Raw genomic sequence first — 15,272 nt, 5'->3', positions numbered from 1 at the left:
CGGGAGCATGCTCAACACCCACGTCTACGGCCCCGGCACCCCCGGCGCTGCCACCGTGCTCGCGATCCACGGCGTCACCGGCCACGGCGCCCGCTGGCGGCGGTTCGCCGACGACGAGCTGCCGGGCGTGCGCGTGCTGGCCCCGGACCTGCGCGGCCACGCCCGCTCGACGTGGGCGCCGCCCTGGCACCTCGAGCGGCACGTCGCGGATCTGGCCGAGGTGATCGAGCGGCACGGCGGCGGCCCCGTCACCGTGATCGGCCACTCCCTGGGCGGCGCGCTGGCCTGCCGGCTCGCCGCGGCCCGTCCCGAACTCGTGCGCGCGCTCCTGCTCGTGGATCCGGCGCAGGAGCTGGACCCCGAGACGTGCGGCACCATCGCCGACCAGACGATCGAGTTCTTCGACTTCACCTCGCCCGAGGAGGCGAAGCAGGACAAGCGTTCCGGGGCCTGGGCGCGGGTCCCCGAGGCGGTGATCGACGACGAGATCGCCGAGCACCTCGTGCGCCGCGACTCCGGCCGCTGGGAGTGGAACATCAGCTGCGCCGCCGTGACCGCACTGTGGGGCGAGCTCGCCCGCCCGGCCGTCGGGGCACCGTCGGCGATCCCAGCGGTGCTGCTCCGCGCCGACCGCGCCCACTTCGTCACCGACGCACAGCTCGCGGCGATGCCCGACGGCGTCGAGGTGATCGCGGTGCCATCGGATCACATGGTGGCGCAGGAGATCCCGGCGACGGTCGGCGAGTACGCGCGCCGCCTGATCGGATAGGCCCGTGGCGAAGGTCACCGAGGAGCAGGTCGAGGCGGTGCGGGCGCTGATCGAGGCGATCCCGCCCGGCCGGGTGCGCACCTACGGCGACATCGCCGGCGAGCTGGGCCTGAGTTCGCCGCGGATCGTGGGCTGGGTGATGCGCACCGACGCCTCCGACCTACCCTGGCACCGCGTGGTCCCGGCCAGCGGGCGCCCCGCGGTGCACCTCGCGACGCGCCAGCTGGAACGGCTGCGGGCCGAGGGCGTGCTCGCCGACGGCGACCGGATCCCGTTGCGCGATTACCGCCTCTGAGCGAATCAGAGCAGCCAGCGGCCGATCTCGACGATGTGCTCGAGCCCCGGCAGCGCCTCGGCCTCCGAACGCGGGTGCACCGCATGCACGGCGAGCCGGAAGATGAGGGCGCGCAGCACCATCTGCGGCCACTCGGGCAGGTCGCTCCAGCGCATGAGGAGACCGTCGTCGGCGCCACCCCACGACAGCCCGTCGACGGCGACGACCGCGGCGGCCCACGCCGCGGGACGCCAGTACGGGGTGAAGTCGGTGATCCCGGGCGCGGCGGCACCGGCGAACAGAACGGAGCTGGCGAGGTCGCCGTGGACCAGCTGCGGCGCGGCCTCCACGGGCGTGCGTCGCGCTGCGAGCTCGTTCACCAGCTCCACGGCCCGCTGCCGGTGCTCGACCGTCTCGTCGAGCGCGCCGAGCTTGCGGGCCGTCGCGAGGGGCTTGTCCTCCCACGCGGCGCGGTCGGCGAAGCCGAAGTAGTCGACGTCGGTGAACGGTGCGACGACGGGCGCGGCGAGGAAGCGGGGCCGCTCGAGCTTCGCCGTGACCTCGTGGAGGCGGTTCGCCATGGAGATGATCTCGTCGAACCGCGGCTCGGCCGAGCCTGCGATGAAGGTGTCGGCGCGCCAGCCGGAGACCACGTACCGGCCGTCGGTGGCGCGGAAGGGCCGGGCCAGGCGCATGCCCTCGACGAAGAGGTCCTCACGCACCGTGGCCGACCACGCCGCGCGGGCGTGGTCGGCGATGAGCGAGAGCACCACCTCGCCGCAGCGCCAGCCGCCGTCCCATTCTCCGCCCAAGGCGATCGGCTCGGTCTCGTCCAGGCCGAAGGTCGACAGAACGTGCGCGGGGGGTTCGACAGGGCTCACCTGATGAAATCTACCCGCGCGCGGGCGATCGGGTCGCTAGGCGCGGCCCGGCTCGACGAGGAGGATCGGGATCAGGCGGTCCGTCTTCTCCTGGTACTCGGCGTAGGGCGGGTACGCGGCGACGCCGCGCGCCCACCACTCGTCGCGCTCGGCGCCGTGGATCTCGCGCACCGGACCGGAGACCACGGTGGTGCCGTCCTGCACCTCGACCTCGTCGTTCGACAGCAGCGCCGAGTACCAGACGGGGTTGTCGGGCGCGCCACCCTTGGACGCGAACGCCGCGTACACCCCGTCGTGCTCGACCCGCATCAGCGGCCGGCGGTACAGCTTGCCCGACTTGGGGCCGCGGTAGGTGAAGACCACCACCGCCATTCCCGCGACCGCCACCGAGTCGGTGGTGCCGGTCTCGTCGATCTTCGCCAGCTGGTCCGCGACCCAGCCGGCCTTCTCCGTTGCGTATTCACCTTCGAGGGCCATGCTCCCACCCTAGGACTTTTCTCCGGGATGATGGAGGGCGTGCCCGACTCCCGCCCCGTCGTGACCGTCTCCGTCCAGTTCCCCGACCTGTCCGTCGCCGAGTTCGACGGTGTCCGGTCCCGCCTCGTCGCGGCCCGCCCGGGCAGGATCGTCGTGCCCCACGAGGCGCACCGATGGTACGCGGCGGCCTCGGACCCGGAGACCGTCCGCGCGTTGGTGTCGGCGCTCCGGGCGGTGGTCGAAGGCCGGAAGCTCTCCTTCGACGACGAGGAGGCCCTCGACGACCTCAGCCAGGAGTACGCGGATTGGCTCGAAGAATCGGAGGACATCGACGACGCCGAACCCGGCCCGATCATGAGCTTCTCGGCGCACCTGCCGGCGCTCGACCGCGACGAGTTCGCCGCGCTCGCGGAGTCGCTGCGCGTCGCGCACTCGCGGCGGATCGTGCTCGGCGAGCAGGAGGGCCTGAGCCATCACGAGCTGTCCGAGCGCTCCCGCATCGCCGCCCGCATGCCGGGCATCCGCGCCGCCCTGCGGGGCGAGCCGGTCAGCACCGTCGACGCCCTGCCCCTGCTGGCGCTGCTCCACGACTACGCGGGCTGGCTCACGGCGCACCCTCCCCGGTGACACCGCCGCGCTTGGCCCGCGATCAGTAGACGGGCAGCGACGGATCCACCTGACGGGCGTAGGCGGTGATGCCGCCCTGCAGGTGCACCGCGTCGCGGTAGCCCGCGCCCTGGACGGCGGCGAGGACCTCCGCGGAGCGGATGCCGGTCTTGCAGTAGAGCACCAGCTTCTTGTCGGCGGAGACCTGCGCGAGCCCCTCGCCGGTCTCGAAGGCGCCCTTGGGCACCAGCTTCGCGCCGTCGAGGTGAACGATCTCCCATTCGACGGGCTCGCGGACATCGACCAACTCGTAGTCGACGCCGGCGGAACCCATCTCCACCAGCTCCTTCGGCGTGATGGTACTGCCGGCGGCGGCGCGCTCGGCCTCGTCGGAGACGACGCCGCAGAACTCGTCGTAATCGATGAGCCCGGTGATGCGCGGGGCGGCGGGGTCCTTGCGGATCGACAGGGTGCGGTAGCTCATCTCCAGGGCGTCGTAGACCATGAGCCGGCCCAGCAGCGACTCGCCGATGCCGGTGATGAGCTTGACCGCCTCGGTGCCCATGATCGAACCGATCGAGGCGCAGAGGATGCCGAGCACGCCGCCCTCGGCGCACGAGGGCACCATTCCGGGAGGCGGCGCCACGGGGTACAGGTCGCGGTAGTTCAGGCCGCGCTTCTCGCCGTTCGGGCCATCGGGCGCGTCCTCCCAGAAGACCGACACCTGGCCCTCGAACCGGAAGATCGAACCCCACACGTAGGGCTTGTGCGCCAGGACCGCGGCGTCGTTGACGAGGTAGCGAGTGGCGAAGTTGTCGGTGCCGTCGAGGATCAGGTCGTACTGCTCGAAGAGTTCGACGGCGTTCTCGGGCTCGAGGCGGACCGGGTGCAGGTTCACGGTGACCAGCGGGTTGATCTCGGCGATCGAGTCCCGCGCGCTCTCGCCCTTGGGCCGCCCCAGGTCGGAGACGCCGTGGATCACCTGGCGCTGCAGGTTGGACTCGTCGACCTCGTCGAACTCGACGATGCCGATGGTGCCGACGCCGGCGGCGGCGAGGTACAGCAGCGCCGGGCTGCCGAGCCCGCCGGCGCCGATGACCAGCACCTTCGCGTTCTTGAGGCGCTTCTGCCCGGTGACCCCCATCTCGGGGATGATGAGATGCCGCGAGTAGCGCGCGACCTCGTCGCGGGTCAGTTCGGCGGCGGGTTCCACAAGCGGGGGCAGCGTGCTCACACACTGCTCAACGACGGTGCGCCCGGCACCATTCCCTGGCCCGTCACCGTCGGGCCGCGGGAACCGTCACTTGAGGACGGGCGCGACCCAGGCGTTGGGCCGGCAGGCGAGGTCGTTGCCGAAGCCGTCGGACTTGTCGAGGTCGAAGATGTCGCGGTTCTTCACGCCGAAGGACTGCTGCATCATGATCGGCGCGAGCGCGCCCTGCGCGGGGCACGGGACGTGCTGCGGGTAGCCGATGGCGTGGCCGACCTCGTGGTTGATGGCGTACTGCCGGTAGGCGGTGAGGTCCCCCTCGAAGGCCGTCGCGCCGCGCACCCAGCGGGCCAGGTTGATGATCACCCGGCCGAGCTCGCCGTTGTAGCAGGACGACTCCAGTTGGATCGTGTAGCCGCAGGCCGAGCGGGTGGTCATCGGCGAGGTCAGCGAGATGGTGAAGGAGGGCGTGCCCCTGTCGATCCGCTGGAAGGCGACGGCGGGGTCGTGGATCCAGCTGCGGGGGTCGGCGAGGGTGCGGTCGATCATCGTGGCGAAGGGCTGGTCGCCTCCCAGCGCGCCCATGTCGACGCCGTCCTCGACCGCGACCATGTAGGTGAACAGCTGCTGCTTTGCTTCGGACTGCTTGCCGATCCGGGGCGTCGCGCCGGGAACGACGTGCCAGATCCCCTGCCCCTTCTCCGTGAACGGCCCGCCCTCGGGCAGTACACCGGCCGGGGGCACCGGGCCCGGCACCGTCTTCGACGGTGCGCCGACGATCGTCTTTCCCGGCGTCGGGTTGCGGGAGAGCTGCCCCTCGGGCGAGGTGTCGGCGGTCTCCGTGGTCCGCAGGGTGTCGCCGCTGAACGTCAGTACCAGGGCCACCACGGTGAGGACTGCGAGCACGGGCACCGCGTAGGCACGCCAGCCGTAGGTACGCAGCAGGCGGCCGACCCGGCCCTCTTTCGCGTAGACCCGCTCGCGCGGCGGCCGCGTGCGGTGCTCGCCCGACGTCGCGGTGGTGGAGTTGATGGGGTCCCACTCAGCCCGTAGCGGCGCACGCCCGTCCGGACGGGGACGCTTCGGGTTCGAAGGACTACTCACGTCGTCAACAATTCCACGGTCGGCGCGCGCGGAGTGGAACCGACACGCGCCTGGTTACCGCGATTCCTCGGCGGCGGCGATGAGGTCCGCGACGATCCGCGCGGTCTCGGCCGGCTTCTCCATCTGCGCGACGTGGCCCACGTCCTCGAACACCGTGAGCGTGCTGCCCCGGATGTGGCGCACCACCTTGGGGGCGACGCCCACGCTCACAAGCAGGTCCCGCGCTCCCCACACCACCGCGGTGGGCACCGACACCGAGCGGGCCGCCGCCCAGTGCGTGGCGCCGAAGTCGACGATCCAACTGCGGACCAGTGCGTTGAAGCTCGCCGCGAGGGCGTCGGGCGCCCAGGTCATCGACGCGCGCGCCGCGGCCTGGTCGACGGCCTGCTGCCGCCGCACGGGCCCCATCACCCGAGGGTCGACGAGGATCTCCCGGAAGGTCTGGTCCACCTGCCGCTCCGGATAGGCGCTCGCGATCAGGCGGAACCCGGCGGGGCCGACGCTGGGGAGCCGCACCAGCGACAGCGGGAGGAACTGCAGCCGCCGCACCCGTGGCCGCAGGTCGGGGAAGGCCGGGGAGATCAGGGTCAGGGAGCGCAGCAGGTCGGGCCGCAGCATCGCCACGCGGACCGCGATCGCGCCGCCGAGGGAGTTGCCGAGCAGGTGCACGCTCGCGCCGCGGACCACGACGAGCGTCTCCAAGTAGGCGATCACGGTCTGCGCGAACTCCTCGATGGAGTAGTCGCCGTCGGCCGGCGGGTCCGACAGGCCGAATCCGGGCAGGTCCAGCGCGTACGAGGCGGCGACCGGCGCGAGCACCTGCCCGAGGTCGGTCCAGTTGATCGACGAGCCGCCGAGGCCGTGGATCATCACCGCCGCCGGACGCGGGTCCGGCGGCGCAGTGATCGCCGCTGCCGGGTCGACGTGGCGCACGAACACCCGTCGCCCGCGGAGAGTGAGGAACTCCCCGGGCCAGACGTCGCTGGTCCGATTCACCTGAGCGAGTGCCGACACACCGGCAGCTTGCCAGAGCACCGGGGGTCGGCGCGACGGTCGGGAGTATTGTCGATAAGTCAGGACCGAGCGCGGCCCTGGGAAACGGTGAGGTGTACGACATGGCGGACCTGGGCGTGACGACCGCGGCGGGCGATACCCGCGGCGGGCCGAATCCTGCGCCGCGCCGGACCGCCCGCCTGCCCCGCAGCGCGCGACGCATCCAGCTGTTGGAGGCCGCGAGCAGCGTCTTCGTCGATCTGGGCTACCACTCCGCGGGAATGGACGAGATCGCCGTGCGGGCCGGCGTCAGCAAGCCGGTGCTGTACCAGCACTTCCCCGGCAAGCTGGAGCTGTACCTCGCGGTCCTGGGCGCGCACAGCGAGGCGCTGGTCACCGGCGTCCGGGAGGCGCTGAGCAGCTCCACCGACAACCACGAGCGCGTGATCGCCGCGGTCCGCTCCTTCTTCGACTTCGTCGACCGGGACAGCATGGGCTACAAGCTCATCTTCGAGTCCGACGTTCTGGAGCCGGTCGTGCAGGAGCGGGTCGAGGGCGCGGTGGATGCGTGCGTCGACGCCGTCTACGACCTGGTGTCCGAGGACTCGGGCCTCGACCCGTACCGGGCGCGGATGCTCGCCGTCGGTCTGGTCGGCGCGAGTCAGGTCAGCGCGCGGTACTGGCTCTACGCCGACCGGCCCATCCCCAAGGAGGAGGCGGTGGCGACCACCGTCGAGCTGCTCTGGGGCGGCCTGAGCCACGTGCCACTGCAGACCCAGCGCCGCCCCCAGTAGCGCGCCGTTCCAAGTCCTCGCCAAGACCGTGTCACCGGCTGCTCTTGCAGCCGTGAACGCTGCATGAAGTCATTCGGAAGCCGCAGTATCAAGTCCCGGTTTGCCCAGTTCGCACTGGCTAGCGTCAGAGGGTGCCAACTCCGGGAAGGTGGGTCGCGCCCACCGCGTTCGCCCTCGCCGCGGTGGTCGCCGTGGCCGGCGGCGCGTACCTCCTGACGGCGCCCGGCCCCGCGCCGGCGCGCGGCGCGGCGGCGCACGCCGTCGGAGTCACCGCGAAGCTCGACGGCTGCGCGGCACCCGCCGGCGCCGTCGACGCCGGGAACCGGGTCTTCGCCGTCACCAACACCTCCACCAGGCCGCTCGAACTGGCGCTCGCCGGACCCGACGGCGCGGTGTACGCCGAGCTCGACGCCCTCGCGCCGAGCGCGACCCGCCTGCTGCGCGTCGCGCTCGGGTCCGGCGAATACCACTTCGAGTGCTACTTCGCCGAGACCGACGCCGTGAGCGGCCCGGCGTTCCGCGTCCCGGGCGAGGCACCCCGCGGCCCCGCGGTGATCCCGACCTCGATCCAGGACCTCACCCCCGCGACGCTCGACTACCAGGCGTGGATCGGCGGCCGCCTGCCCGCGCTCCGCGACGCCGTCGCCGCCCTCGCGGCCGCATCCGGGATCGAGGCGCAGCGCACAGCGTGGCGGGCGGCGCACCGGCTCTACGAGACGCTCGGCGCCGCCTACGACGCCTTCGGCGACTGGGACCGCAAGCTCAACGGCCGGCGCACCACCGGGGACGCGACAGGCTTCCACGCGATCGAGGCGGCACTGTGGGGGCCGGTGCCCACGGTGCCCGTCGAACTCGAGCGGACCCTCACCCGCGACGTCGACGGGCTGCTCGCCGACTATCCGTCGCTGGCGGTGGACCCGCTGCAGATCGGTCTGCGCGCGCACGAGATCACCGAGAACACGATCGAATTCACTCTCACGGGCGCCGACGACGCCGGATCCCACTCGGGGCTCGACATCGCGCGGGCCAATCTCGAGGGCACCCGGCGGGTCCTGGACTCCCTGAACGCCGTGCTCGCCACCCGCTACCCCAAGCTCCCGGCGACGCGGGCCGCGCTCGACCGCGCCGACCACGTGTGCGCCGACCTGGCCGCCCGGTTCCCGGACCGCCCACTGTCCGAGCTCCCGCTCGCCGACCGGCAGCGGCTCACCACCGCCTTCGGCGGCCTCGTCGAACTGCTCGCCCCGATCGCCGCGATCGCCGACGTCCGGCGGACGAAATGAGGGCCTCGCGGCGCGGCTTCCTCGGCGGCACGGCCGCCGCCGCGGGCCTGGTGGGACTGGCTGCGTGCACGCGCGACGACGTCCCGGCGCCCGCGGCCGCACCGGCGGAGCAGCGGCACGCGACCTACGCGGCCTTCGACATCACGTGCGACTCCCCCGCCGAGACCGACGCGCTCCTGCGCACTCTCTCCGAGCGGATCCGGGCGCTCAAGCAGCCGCACACGCCCGTCTCCACGGCCATCACCGCGCCCCCGAACGACTCCGGGACGCTGGGCCCCGACCTCGGCGGCGCCCCCGATCTCACCGTGAACCTCGGGTACGGCGCGAGCTTCTTCGATCGCTGGCACGCCGACAAGCGCCCGGACGGCATCCGTCCGATGCGCGAGTTCGACGACGACCGACTCGATCCGGCGCGGTGCCACGGCGACCTGCTGCTGGAGATCCGGGCCGCCGAGCAGGACACCGTGCTGCACACGCTCCGCGACCTCAGCCGCGCCGGGCGCGGTGGCCTCGCGCCCCGCTGGCGCCAGGACGGCTCCCAGCCGGCGCCCCGGCCCGACGGCGCACCGCGGAACCACTTCGGATTCAAGGACGGAACCTCGAACGTCCGGCCCGAGGAGTTCGACAGTCTCGTCCTGCTCGACGGCGCCACTCAGCCGTGGACCCGTGGCGGCACCTTCCTCGTGGTGCGCCTGATCCGGATGCTCACGGAGTTCTGGGACCGGATCTCGCTCGCCGAGCAGGAGAACATCATCGGCCGCGACCGCGCGAGCGGCGCACCGCTCGACGGGAGCACCGACCTCGACGCGCCGCAGTACGCCGACGACCCGGGCGGCGACGTGATCCCGCTGACCAGCCACATCCGGCTCGCGAACCCACGCACCGCCGAAACCGAGGGCTCGCGGATCTTCCGGCGCGCCTACAACTACGCGGGCGGCCTCGACATGAACGGCAATCTCGACCTGGGGCTCGTCTTCACCTGCCTGCAACGCGACATCGTCGCGCAGTTCGAGGCCGTCCAGCAGCGGCTGAGCGGCGAACCGCTCACCGACTACATCGCCCCGTTCGGGGGCGGCTACTTCTATCTTCCGCCCCGCGACGCGGGAACGGACTGCTCCACGACAGGAGGCATACTGTGAATCCCTTCCGCTACCGGGGAACTCGTTCCCACACGACTCGGGCCGCAGCGCTCGCGGGCGCTGCGGCGATCGCGCTGGCGGCCGGCGCGATCGGCGCACCGTCGGTACTCGCCGACCCGGGCGACACCGCCACCCCGATCAAGCACGTGGTGGTGATCTTCAACGAGAACATCTCCTTCGACCACTACTTCGGCACCTACCCGGTGGCCGCGAACACGCCCGGCGAGAAGCTGCAGGGCTCGGGCCTGGACGCGCCGAGCTTCACCGCGGCGCCGGGAACCCCCGAAGACGTCAACACCTTCACCCGCGCCGGCCTCGCGGGCGAGGCGAACCCCAACAAGTACAAGCCCTTCCGGTTCACCCCCGGCCAGGCCGTCACGTGCGATCAGAACCACGAGTACACGGCGGAGCAGGAGGCCGCGAACGGCGGTGCGATGGACAAGTTCGTGGAGTTCACCACCAAGGACAAGTGCGCCTCGTCCGGCCCCGGCATGTTCGAGCACCCCGGTTCGGTGATGGGCTACTACGACGGCAACACCGTCACCGGCCTGTGGAACTACGCGCAGAACTACACCCTGAACGACAACTTCTGGTCCACCCAGTTCGGGCCGTCGACGCCCGGCGCGATCAACCTCGTCTCGGGGCAGACCTTCGGCGTGGAGTCCTACGACGCCGCGACCGGGAAGAAGACCTCCGCGCCGGACAAGTACACCGTCGGCGCACCGACCGCCGAGGGTGTCGGCACGATGTACGAGGATCCGGACCCGCTGTACGACGACTGCTCGAACAAGAACCGCACCGGCAAGGACGCGCTCGCGGCCATGCAGGGCAAGAACATCGGCGACCTGCTCAACGAGAAGTCCGTGACCTGGGGCTGGTTCCAGGGTGGCTTCCGCCCGTCGACCGCCGCAGCGGGCGATGCACGTGCGCTGTGCAACACGACGCACCGCAACGTCGCCGGGAACGCGTCCGTCGACTACAGCCCGCACCACAACCCGTTCGCCTACTACCGTTCCACCGCGAACGAGCACCACGTCGCGCCGTCCGGCATCGACGAGATCGGCCACGGCGGCGTGGCGAACCACAACTACGACCTCACCGACTTCGACGCGGCGCTGAAGGCGGACAAGCTGCCCGCCGTGAGCTTCCTCAAGGCCGGCGAGTACCAGGACGGCCACGCGGCCTACTCGGATCCGCTCGACGAGCAGACCTTCGTCACCACCTACGTGAACCGCCTTCAGCAGTCCAAGGACTGGGCGTCCACCGCCGTGATCCTCGCCTACGACGATTCGGACGGCTGGTACGACCACCAGGCGCCCGTGATCCTCTCCGGCAGCAAGGATCCCACGCTGGACCGGACGATCTGCGCCTCCGCCGCCGCGCCCGCCCTCGCCGGGCAGTCGGTGCGCTGCGGCCCCGGTACGCGCCAGCCCTTCCTGCTGATCTCGCCGTTCGCCCGCAAGAACACGGTGAACCACGACCCGATCGAGCAGGCGTCCATCACCAAGTTCCTCGAGGACAACTGGCGCACCGGCCGGATCACCGACTCCGCCGACGAGCGGTCCGGAAAGCTGGACGGCCTCTTCGACTTCGGGGCCGCGCGCGCCGACAAGGTGTGGCTGAACCAGGTCACCGGCGCCGTCGAGGCCACGCCTCCGCCCGCCGATCAGGGCGCGCAGGCCGCCGCCGTGAAGGGCGCACCGTCGAGCTCCGCGGCGACTCCCTCGCCGACCTCGACGCAGGCCGCGGGCGAGTCGGCGGGCTCGTCGTCGAAGACCTGGCTCTGGGTGGGCATTCCCGTGGTGGTCGTCGTACTCGTCGGCGTGGGCGTTTGGGCCCTGCGCAACCGTCGATCGGAGTCGTAGTCCGGAGCAGAGTGCGGTCGGCCTCCTGCGGAATCCGTGGGAGACCGACCGCATTCGCGGTCAGGCCGCGCGGTGCATCAGCATCTCGATGGGGCCGCGGGAGAACCGCCGGGTCCACAGCGCCGACGCGGCGAGCAGGAAGGCCATCACCGCGAGGTACACGGCGACGGTGAAGGCGAGCCGGTGCTCGGCGCCGTACCGCGCGGCGAGCCCGAGGCCCCAGCCGTAGCAGAGCACCGAGGCGATCGCGTTTTGCAGGACGTAGCAGCTCAGCGCGGTCTTCCCCACCTTGCTCAGCGCGGCACCCGCCCGGCCCACCGCGCGCCGCTGGTAGAACTCGGCGACGAGCGCGAGCAGGCCCAGCGCCACCAGTGGGGCCACCGCGTACCGCCCGACGAAGACGGCCGGGCCCGCGAGTCCCAGCGGCGCACCGGCGATCCCGATCGCGAGGTCCACCGGCGCCGCGATCCCGCCGATCCACAGCATGCGGCGGCGCAGGCGCGCGCCGTCGGGGCCGAACAGCCCTCCCTGGAAGAGCGCCGCGCCGGTGAGGAACATCGTGATCGTCAGCGGGATCAGGAAGATCGTCTCCGCGCGGAAGAGTAGCGCGTGGTCCACGCGGAAGAGCACCAGGTCCCAGAACGAGCCGTCGGCATACGGATTCGCGCCGGCGGGCGCCGAGGCCGTGCCGCTGCCGGACGACAGCGCCATTCCGATCGACACCAGCGCCACCGCCGACAGGTGCAGCGCGGCGAAGCCGACCGCCCACCACAGCCGCACCCGGGGTCGCAGGATCAGCATCGCCGAGACCACGAAGGACACCAGGGCGTAGCCCATGAGCACGTCGAACTCGGCGACCAACAGGAAGTGCACCAGGCCGTCGAGGAACAGCACCAGCGCGCGGCGCCAGTAGCGGCCGGGCCAGGGGCGCTCGTGACGGGCCGCCGAAGCCTGTTGAATCGCCAGGCCCACACCGAACATCAGGCTGAGCAGGCCCAGGAACTTGCCCTGCGCGAGGGTCTGGAGCACGCGGATCGGCAGCGACTCGGTGCCCACCGAGTCGAGGTAGCCGACCATCCCGCGGGGCTCGGTGAAGATCCACACGTTGGTGCCGAAGGTGCCGAGGATCGCGACGCCGCGGGCCACGTCGAGGGAGGCGATGCGGCGCGTCGGCGGCGCGGGGATGCGCGCGGTGCCGGCCGGAGCGGGAGTCGAGGTCATGGCCCTACCCTCCCGAACACACGAGGACCCCGCGACCATCGGATGGCGGGAGCGGGGTCCGTCGTTCGGGGGACGACTGCGCTTGTAGCGACCTCGACCGCCGCGTCGTTGAGTCTCGCCGAGCGTTCGATTCGTGGACCTATTTCGTGACGATGACCGGCGTCATCGCCCCCGCGTGGATCGCACGGTCGCTGGTGGCGATGGCGAGCCCGCGACGTGTGGCTTGGGCGACGATCATGCGGTCGAACGGGTCCCGGTGGTCCCAGTTCAGCTGCCCGGCCAGCGTGGCGTCTGCCGAGTCCATGACCAGCTCCTGCGCGGTCATCGCTTCCAGGGTGTCCGTCCAGCTCGACAGGATCGCCGCGCCGTCGAGACGCCCCAGACGAGTTTTGATCGCGATCTCCCACGCTGAGGCCGCCGAGATGAATAGCTCGTTGGCCGGGTTTTCGAGCACCTCGCGGGCCGACGCCGCCACCAGTTCGGGCGATTTCGCGAGCCAGAGCAGCGCGTTAGTGTCGAGGAGCACGGCGGTCACGAGACGGCGTCCCAGGCCGCCAGCTCAGCGTCGGGGAGCGGGGCGTCGAAGTCGTCGGGGATCTCCAGGCCGGGGAACTGTCCGAATGTCCGGCTCCGCGGGGTCACCGGCGTGATGATGACCGCCGCGCGGCCATGCGAGGTGACAGTGACCGGGCTCCCCGTCTTCTCGACCTCGGCGATGATCGCGTTGAACTTGGCTTTCGCCTCAGTGCTCGTGATGGTGCGCATGAGCACACCATACGTCCGTTCAGACCAGTCTGACTAGTCTCATCGCGTGGCGATCCGATCTCGTTCGTCGTGGGGATCTACTCGGCCGAGATCATTCGGCCGAGGCCGGCGCGGCGCCCTCGGGCTTCTTCGCGCCGGAGCGGCGGCGACGGCGGCGCTTGCGGGCCGGGGCGTCGCCCTCGGCACCGATGTCCGACGGTGCACCGTCGGCCTTGGGAGCCTCCGCGGCGTCGCCGGCAGGGGCGGTGGCACCGTCGGACTGACGCCCCCCACGGGTGCGGGTACGCGACCGCGTGCGGGTGCTCTCGCGCTTCTCGCGCGGCTTGCGCTCGACGACCTCGCCCTCGGCGCGCGTGCGCACGCCGGGCAGGCTGCCCTTGACCTTCGGGTCGATGCCGAGGTCGGTGAACAGGTGCTCGCTGGAGCTGTAGGTCTCCGCGGGCTCGGGCTTGCCGAGGCCGAGGGCCTTGTCGATGAGCTCCCAGCGGTGCAGCTCGTCCCAGTCGACGAAGGTGACGGCGGTACCGGTCTTGCCCGCGCGGCCGGTACGGCCGATGCGGTGCACATAGGTCTTGTCGTCCTCGGGGCACTGGAAGTTGATGACGTGGGTGACGTCGTCGATGTCGATGCCACGTGCCGCGACATCGGTGGCGACGAGTACGTCGATGGAGCCGTCGCGGAACTTGCCGAGCGCCTTCTCGCGCGCGACCTGGCCGAGGTCGCCGTGCACGGCGCCCACCTTGAAGCCGCGCTCGGCCAGCTCGTCGGCCACCTTCTGCGCGGTGCGCTTGGTGCGGGTGAAGATCATCGTCGCGCCGCGGCCCTCGGCCTGCAGGATCTTCGCGACCATCTCGACCTTGTCGAGGGCGTGGGCGCGGTAGACGTACTGCGTGGTGCGCTCGTGCACCGCGGAGTCGTCGTGGTGTTCGGCGCGCACGTGCGTCGGCTGCTTGAGGAAGGTGCGGGCCAGGGTGATGATCGGGCCCGGCATGGTGGCCGAGAACAGCATCGTCTGTCGCTCGGTGGGCACCATGGTGAGGATGCGCTCGATGTCGGGCAGGAAGCCCAGGTCGAGCATCTCGTCGGCCTCGTCGAGCACGAGGATCTGGATCTTGCCGAGCACGAGGTGGCCCTGGTTGGCGAGGTCGAGGAGGCGACCGGGGGTTCCGACGACCACGTCGACGCCCTTCTGCAGCGCCTCGATCTGCGCCTCGTACGGGCGGCCGCCGTAGATCGAGGTGATCTTCAGGTCGCGCTCGCCCTTGGTGGTCTGCACGCGAACACCGTCGGAGGCGCGCTCCAGGTCCTCGGTGACCTGCACGCACAGCTCGCGGGTCGGGACGATGATGAGCGCGCGCGGGGTGCCGTCGAGTGCGCGGAGGCCGTCCTCGCCGACGTCGGCGCGGGCCTGCGTGATCAGGCGGTTGAGCAGCGGGACGCCGAAACCGTAGGTCTTGCCCATGCCCGTGCGGGCCTGGCCGATGAGGTCGTTGCCGGCGAGCGCGAGCGGGAGGGTCAGCTCCTGGATCGCGAAGGTGCGCTCGATGCCCCGCTTGCCGAGAGCATCGACGATGGCCTGGTCGACGCCGAGCTCGGCGAAGCTGGGCGAGACGTGGTCGTCGCCGATCACGTGGACGTCGGGCATGCCCTCTACGGTGGCGGGCTCGGTGTGGATGTCGTTGTTCGCAGTGGTGATGGTTCTGCCTTTCATCGGCGGCGAATGCGTCGCGTTCACTTCTCACGCGCGCACTGTTCCGGCCAATGAATCCCCGGCCCGGGTTTCGGACCGTCATCCTCGCCTCGACGCCCTGCCGTTCGACGGTGGGGCGGAGTGCGCGCACAACTACCAGCGACCGAACTCGGTCGCTGCCGACCATCCTACCCCCCGCAG

16 protein-coding genes are annotated in these 15,272 nt (G+C 71.4%); 7 read left to right on the top strand and 9 right to left on the bottom strand.

The window, feature by feature from the left end; genetic code table 11:
- Positions 1-7: 7 nt before the first annotated feature.
- Both FK529_RS17320 and FK529_RS17315 read left to right on the top strand, forming a co-directional pair.
- Positions 8-769 (top strand): alpha/beta hydrolase, encoded by a 762-nt coding sequence (locus FK529_RS17320; RefSeq protein WP_146563538.1) that lies wholly within the window; start codon positions 8-10, stop codon positions 767-769.
- Between the two features lie 4 nt (positions 770-773).
- Complete coding sequence (locus tag FK529_RS17315; RefSeq protein WP_146563536.1) at positions 774-1,064, top strand: MGMT family protein; 291 nt, start codon at positions 774-776, stop codon at positions 1,062-1,064.
- Between the two features lie 5 nt (positions 1,065-1,069).
- Here the strand turns inward: FK529_RS17315 and FK529_RS17310 are convergent, their stop codons facing one another.
- Positions 1,070-1,924, bottom strand: a complete 855-nt coding sequence (locus tag FK529_RS17310) for a TIGR02569 family protein (RefSeq protein WP_146563535.1) — start codon at positions 1,922-1,924, stop codon at positions 1,070-1,072.
- Between the two features lie 36 nt (positions 1,925-1,960).
- Positions 1,961-2,401 (bottom strand): nitroreductase/quinone reductase family protein, encoded by a 441-nt coding sequence (locus FK529_RS17305; protein WP_146563532.1) that lies wholly within the window; start codon positions 2,399-2,401, stop codon positions 1,961-1,963.
- A 39-nt stretch (positions 2,402-2,440) separates the two neighbouring features.
- Here FK529_RS17305 and FK529_RS17300 point away from each other — a divergent pair, with 39 nt between their 5' ends.
- On the top strand, positions 2,441-3,028 hold the full coding sequence (locus tag FK529_RS17300; RefSeq protein WP_146563530.1) for a hypothetical protein: 588 nt from the start codon (positions 2,441-2,443) through the stop codon (positions 3,026-3,028).
- Between the two features lie 22 nt (positions 3,029-3,050).
- On the opposite strand, the gene moeZ is transcribed toward FK529_RS17300, so the two are convergent.
- From moeZ to FK529_RS17285, 3 genes are all read right to left on the bottom strand, one after another.
- A complete protein-coding gene (gene moeZ / locus FK529_RS17295) occupies positions 3,051-4,232 on the bottom strand; it encodes an adenylyltransferase/sulfurtransferase MoeZ (RefSeq protein WP_193559724.1) in 1,182 nt (393 codons plus the stop codon).
- A 75-nt stretch (positions 4,233-4,307) separates the two neighbouring features.
- Positions 4,308-5,321 carry a DUF3152 domain-containing protein gene (locus tag FK529_RS17290; protein ID WP_146563527.1) on the bottom strand — a complete coding sequence of 338 codons (1,014 nt, stop codon included), beginning with the start codon at positions 5,319-5,321 and terminating at the stop codon, positions 4,308-4,310.
- Positions 5,322-5,375: 54 nt separating this feature from the next.
- A complete protein-coding gene (locus tag FK529_RS17285; RefSeq protein WP_146563525.1) occupies positions 5,376-6,335 on the bottom strand; it encodes an alpha/beta fold hydrolase in 960 nt (319 codons plus the stop codon).
- A gap of 101 nt (positions 6,336-6,436) precedes the next feature.
- On the opposite strand from FK529_RS17285, the gene fasR reads away from it, so the two are divergent.
- The 4 genes from fasR (at position 6,437) to FK529_RS17265 (ending at position 11,395) form a co-directional block, all read left to right on the top strand.
- Positions 6,437-7,108 carry an HTH-type transcriptional activator FasR gene (fasR, locus tag FK529_RS17280; protein ID WP_146563523.1) on the top strand — a complete coding sequence of 224 codons (672 nt, stop codon included), beginning with the start codon at positions 6,437-6,439 and terminating at the stop codon, positions 7,106-7,108.
- Between the two features lie 131 nt (positions 7,109-7,239).
- A complete protein-coding gene (locus FK529_RS17275; RefSeq protein WP_146563521.1) occupies positions 7,240-8,391 on the top strand; it encodes an EfeM/EfeO family lipoprotein in 1,152 nt (383 codons plus the stop codon).
- Positions 8,388-9,530 carry a Dyp-type peroxidase gene (locus FK529_RS17270; protein WP_146563519.1) on the top strand — a complete coding sequence of 381 codons (1,143 nt, stop codon included), beginning with the start codon at positions 8,388-8,390 and terminating at the stop codon, positions 9,528-9,530. Before FK529_RS17275 ends, FK529_RS17270 begins: the two co-directional genes overlap by 4 nt.
- Positions 9,527-11,395 (top strand): phospholipase C, encoded by a 1,869-nt coding sequence (locus tag FK529_RS17265; RefSeq protein ID WP_146563517.1) that lies wholly within the window; start codon positions 9,527-9,529, stop codon positions 11,393-11,395. Before FK529_RS17270 ends, FK529_RS17265 begins: the two co-directional genes overlap by 4 nt.
- 60 nt (positions 11,396-11,455) lie before the next feature.
- On the opposite strand, the gene FK529_RS17260 is transcribed toward FK529_RS17265, so the two are convergent.
- From FK529_RS17260 to FK529_RS17245, 4 genes are all read right to left on the bottom strand, one after another.
- Positions 11,456-12,616 (bottom strand): DUF418 domain-containing protein, encoded by a 1,161-nt coding sequence (locus tag FK529_RS17260; protein WP_146563515.1) that lies wholly within the window; start codon positions 12,614-12,616, stop codon positions 11,456-11,458.
- Positions 12,617-12,755: 139 nt separating this feature from the next.
- Positions 12,756-13,151, bottom strand: a complete 396-nt coding sequence (locus tag FK529_RS17255) for a type II toxin-antitoxin system VapC family toxin (RefSeq protein WP_146563513.1) — start codon at positions 13,149-13,151, stop codon at positions 12,756-12,758.
- Complete coding sequence (locus tag FK529_RS17250) at positions 13,148-13,381, bottom strand: type II toxin-antitoxin system Phd/YefM family antitoxin (protein WP_146563511.1); 234 nt, start codon at positions 13,379-13,381, stop codon at positions 13,148-13,150. Before FK529_RS17250 ends, FK529_RS17255 begins: the two co-directional genes overlap by 4 nt.
- Before the next feature lie 91 nt (positions 13,382-13,472).
- Complete coding sequence (locus tag FK529_RS17245) at positions 13,473-15,092, bottom strand: DEAD/DEAH box helicase (protein ID WP_438947210.1); 1,620 nt, start codon at positions 15,090-15,092, stop codon at positions 13,473-13,475.
- Positions 15,093-15,272: the final 180 nt, after the last annotated feature.

Source organism: Tsukamurella asaccharolytica, from assembly GCF_007858435.1.
Classification (GTDB): Bacteria; Actinomycetota; Actinomycetes; order Mycobacteriales; family Mycobacteriaceae; genus Tsukamurella; species Tsukamurella asaccharolytica.
The sequence above is the reverse complement of the archived record's forward strand: the minus strand, read 5'-3'. Positions and strand labels throughout refer to the sequence as shown.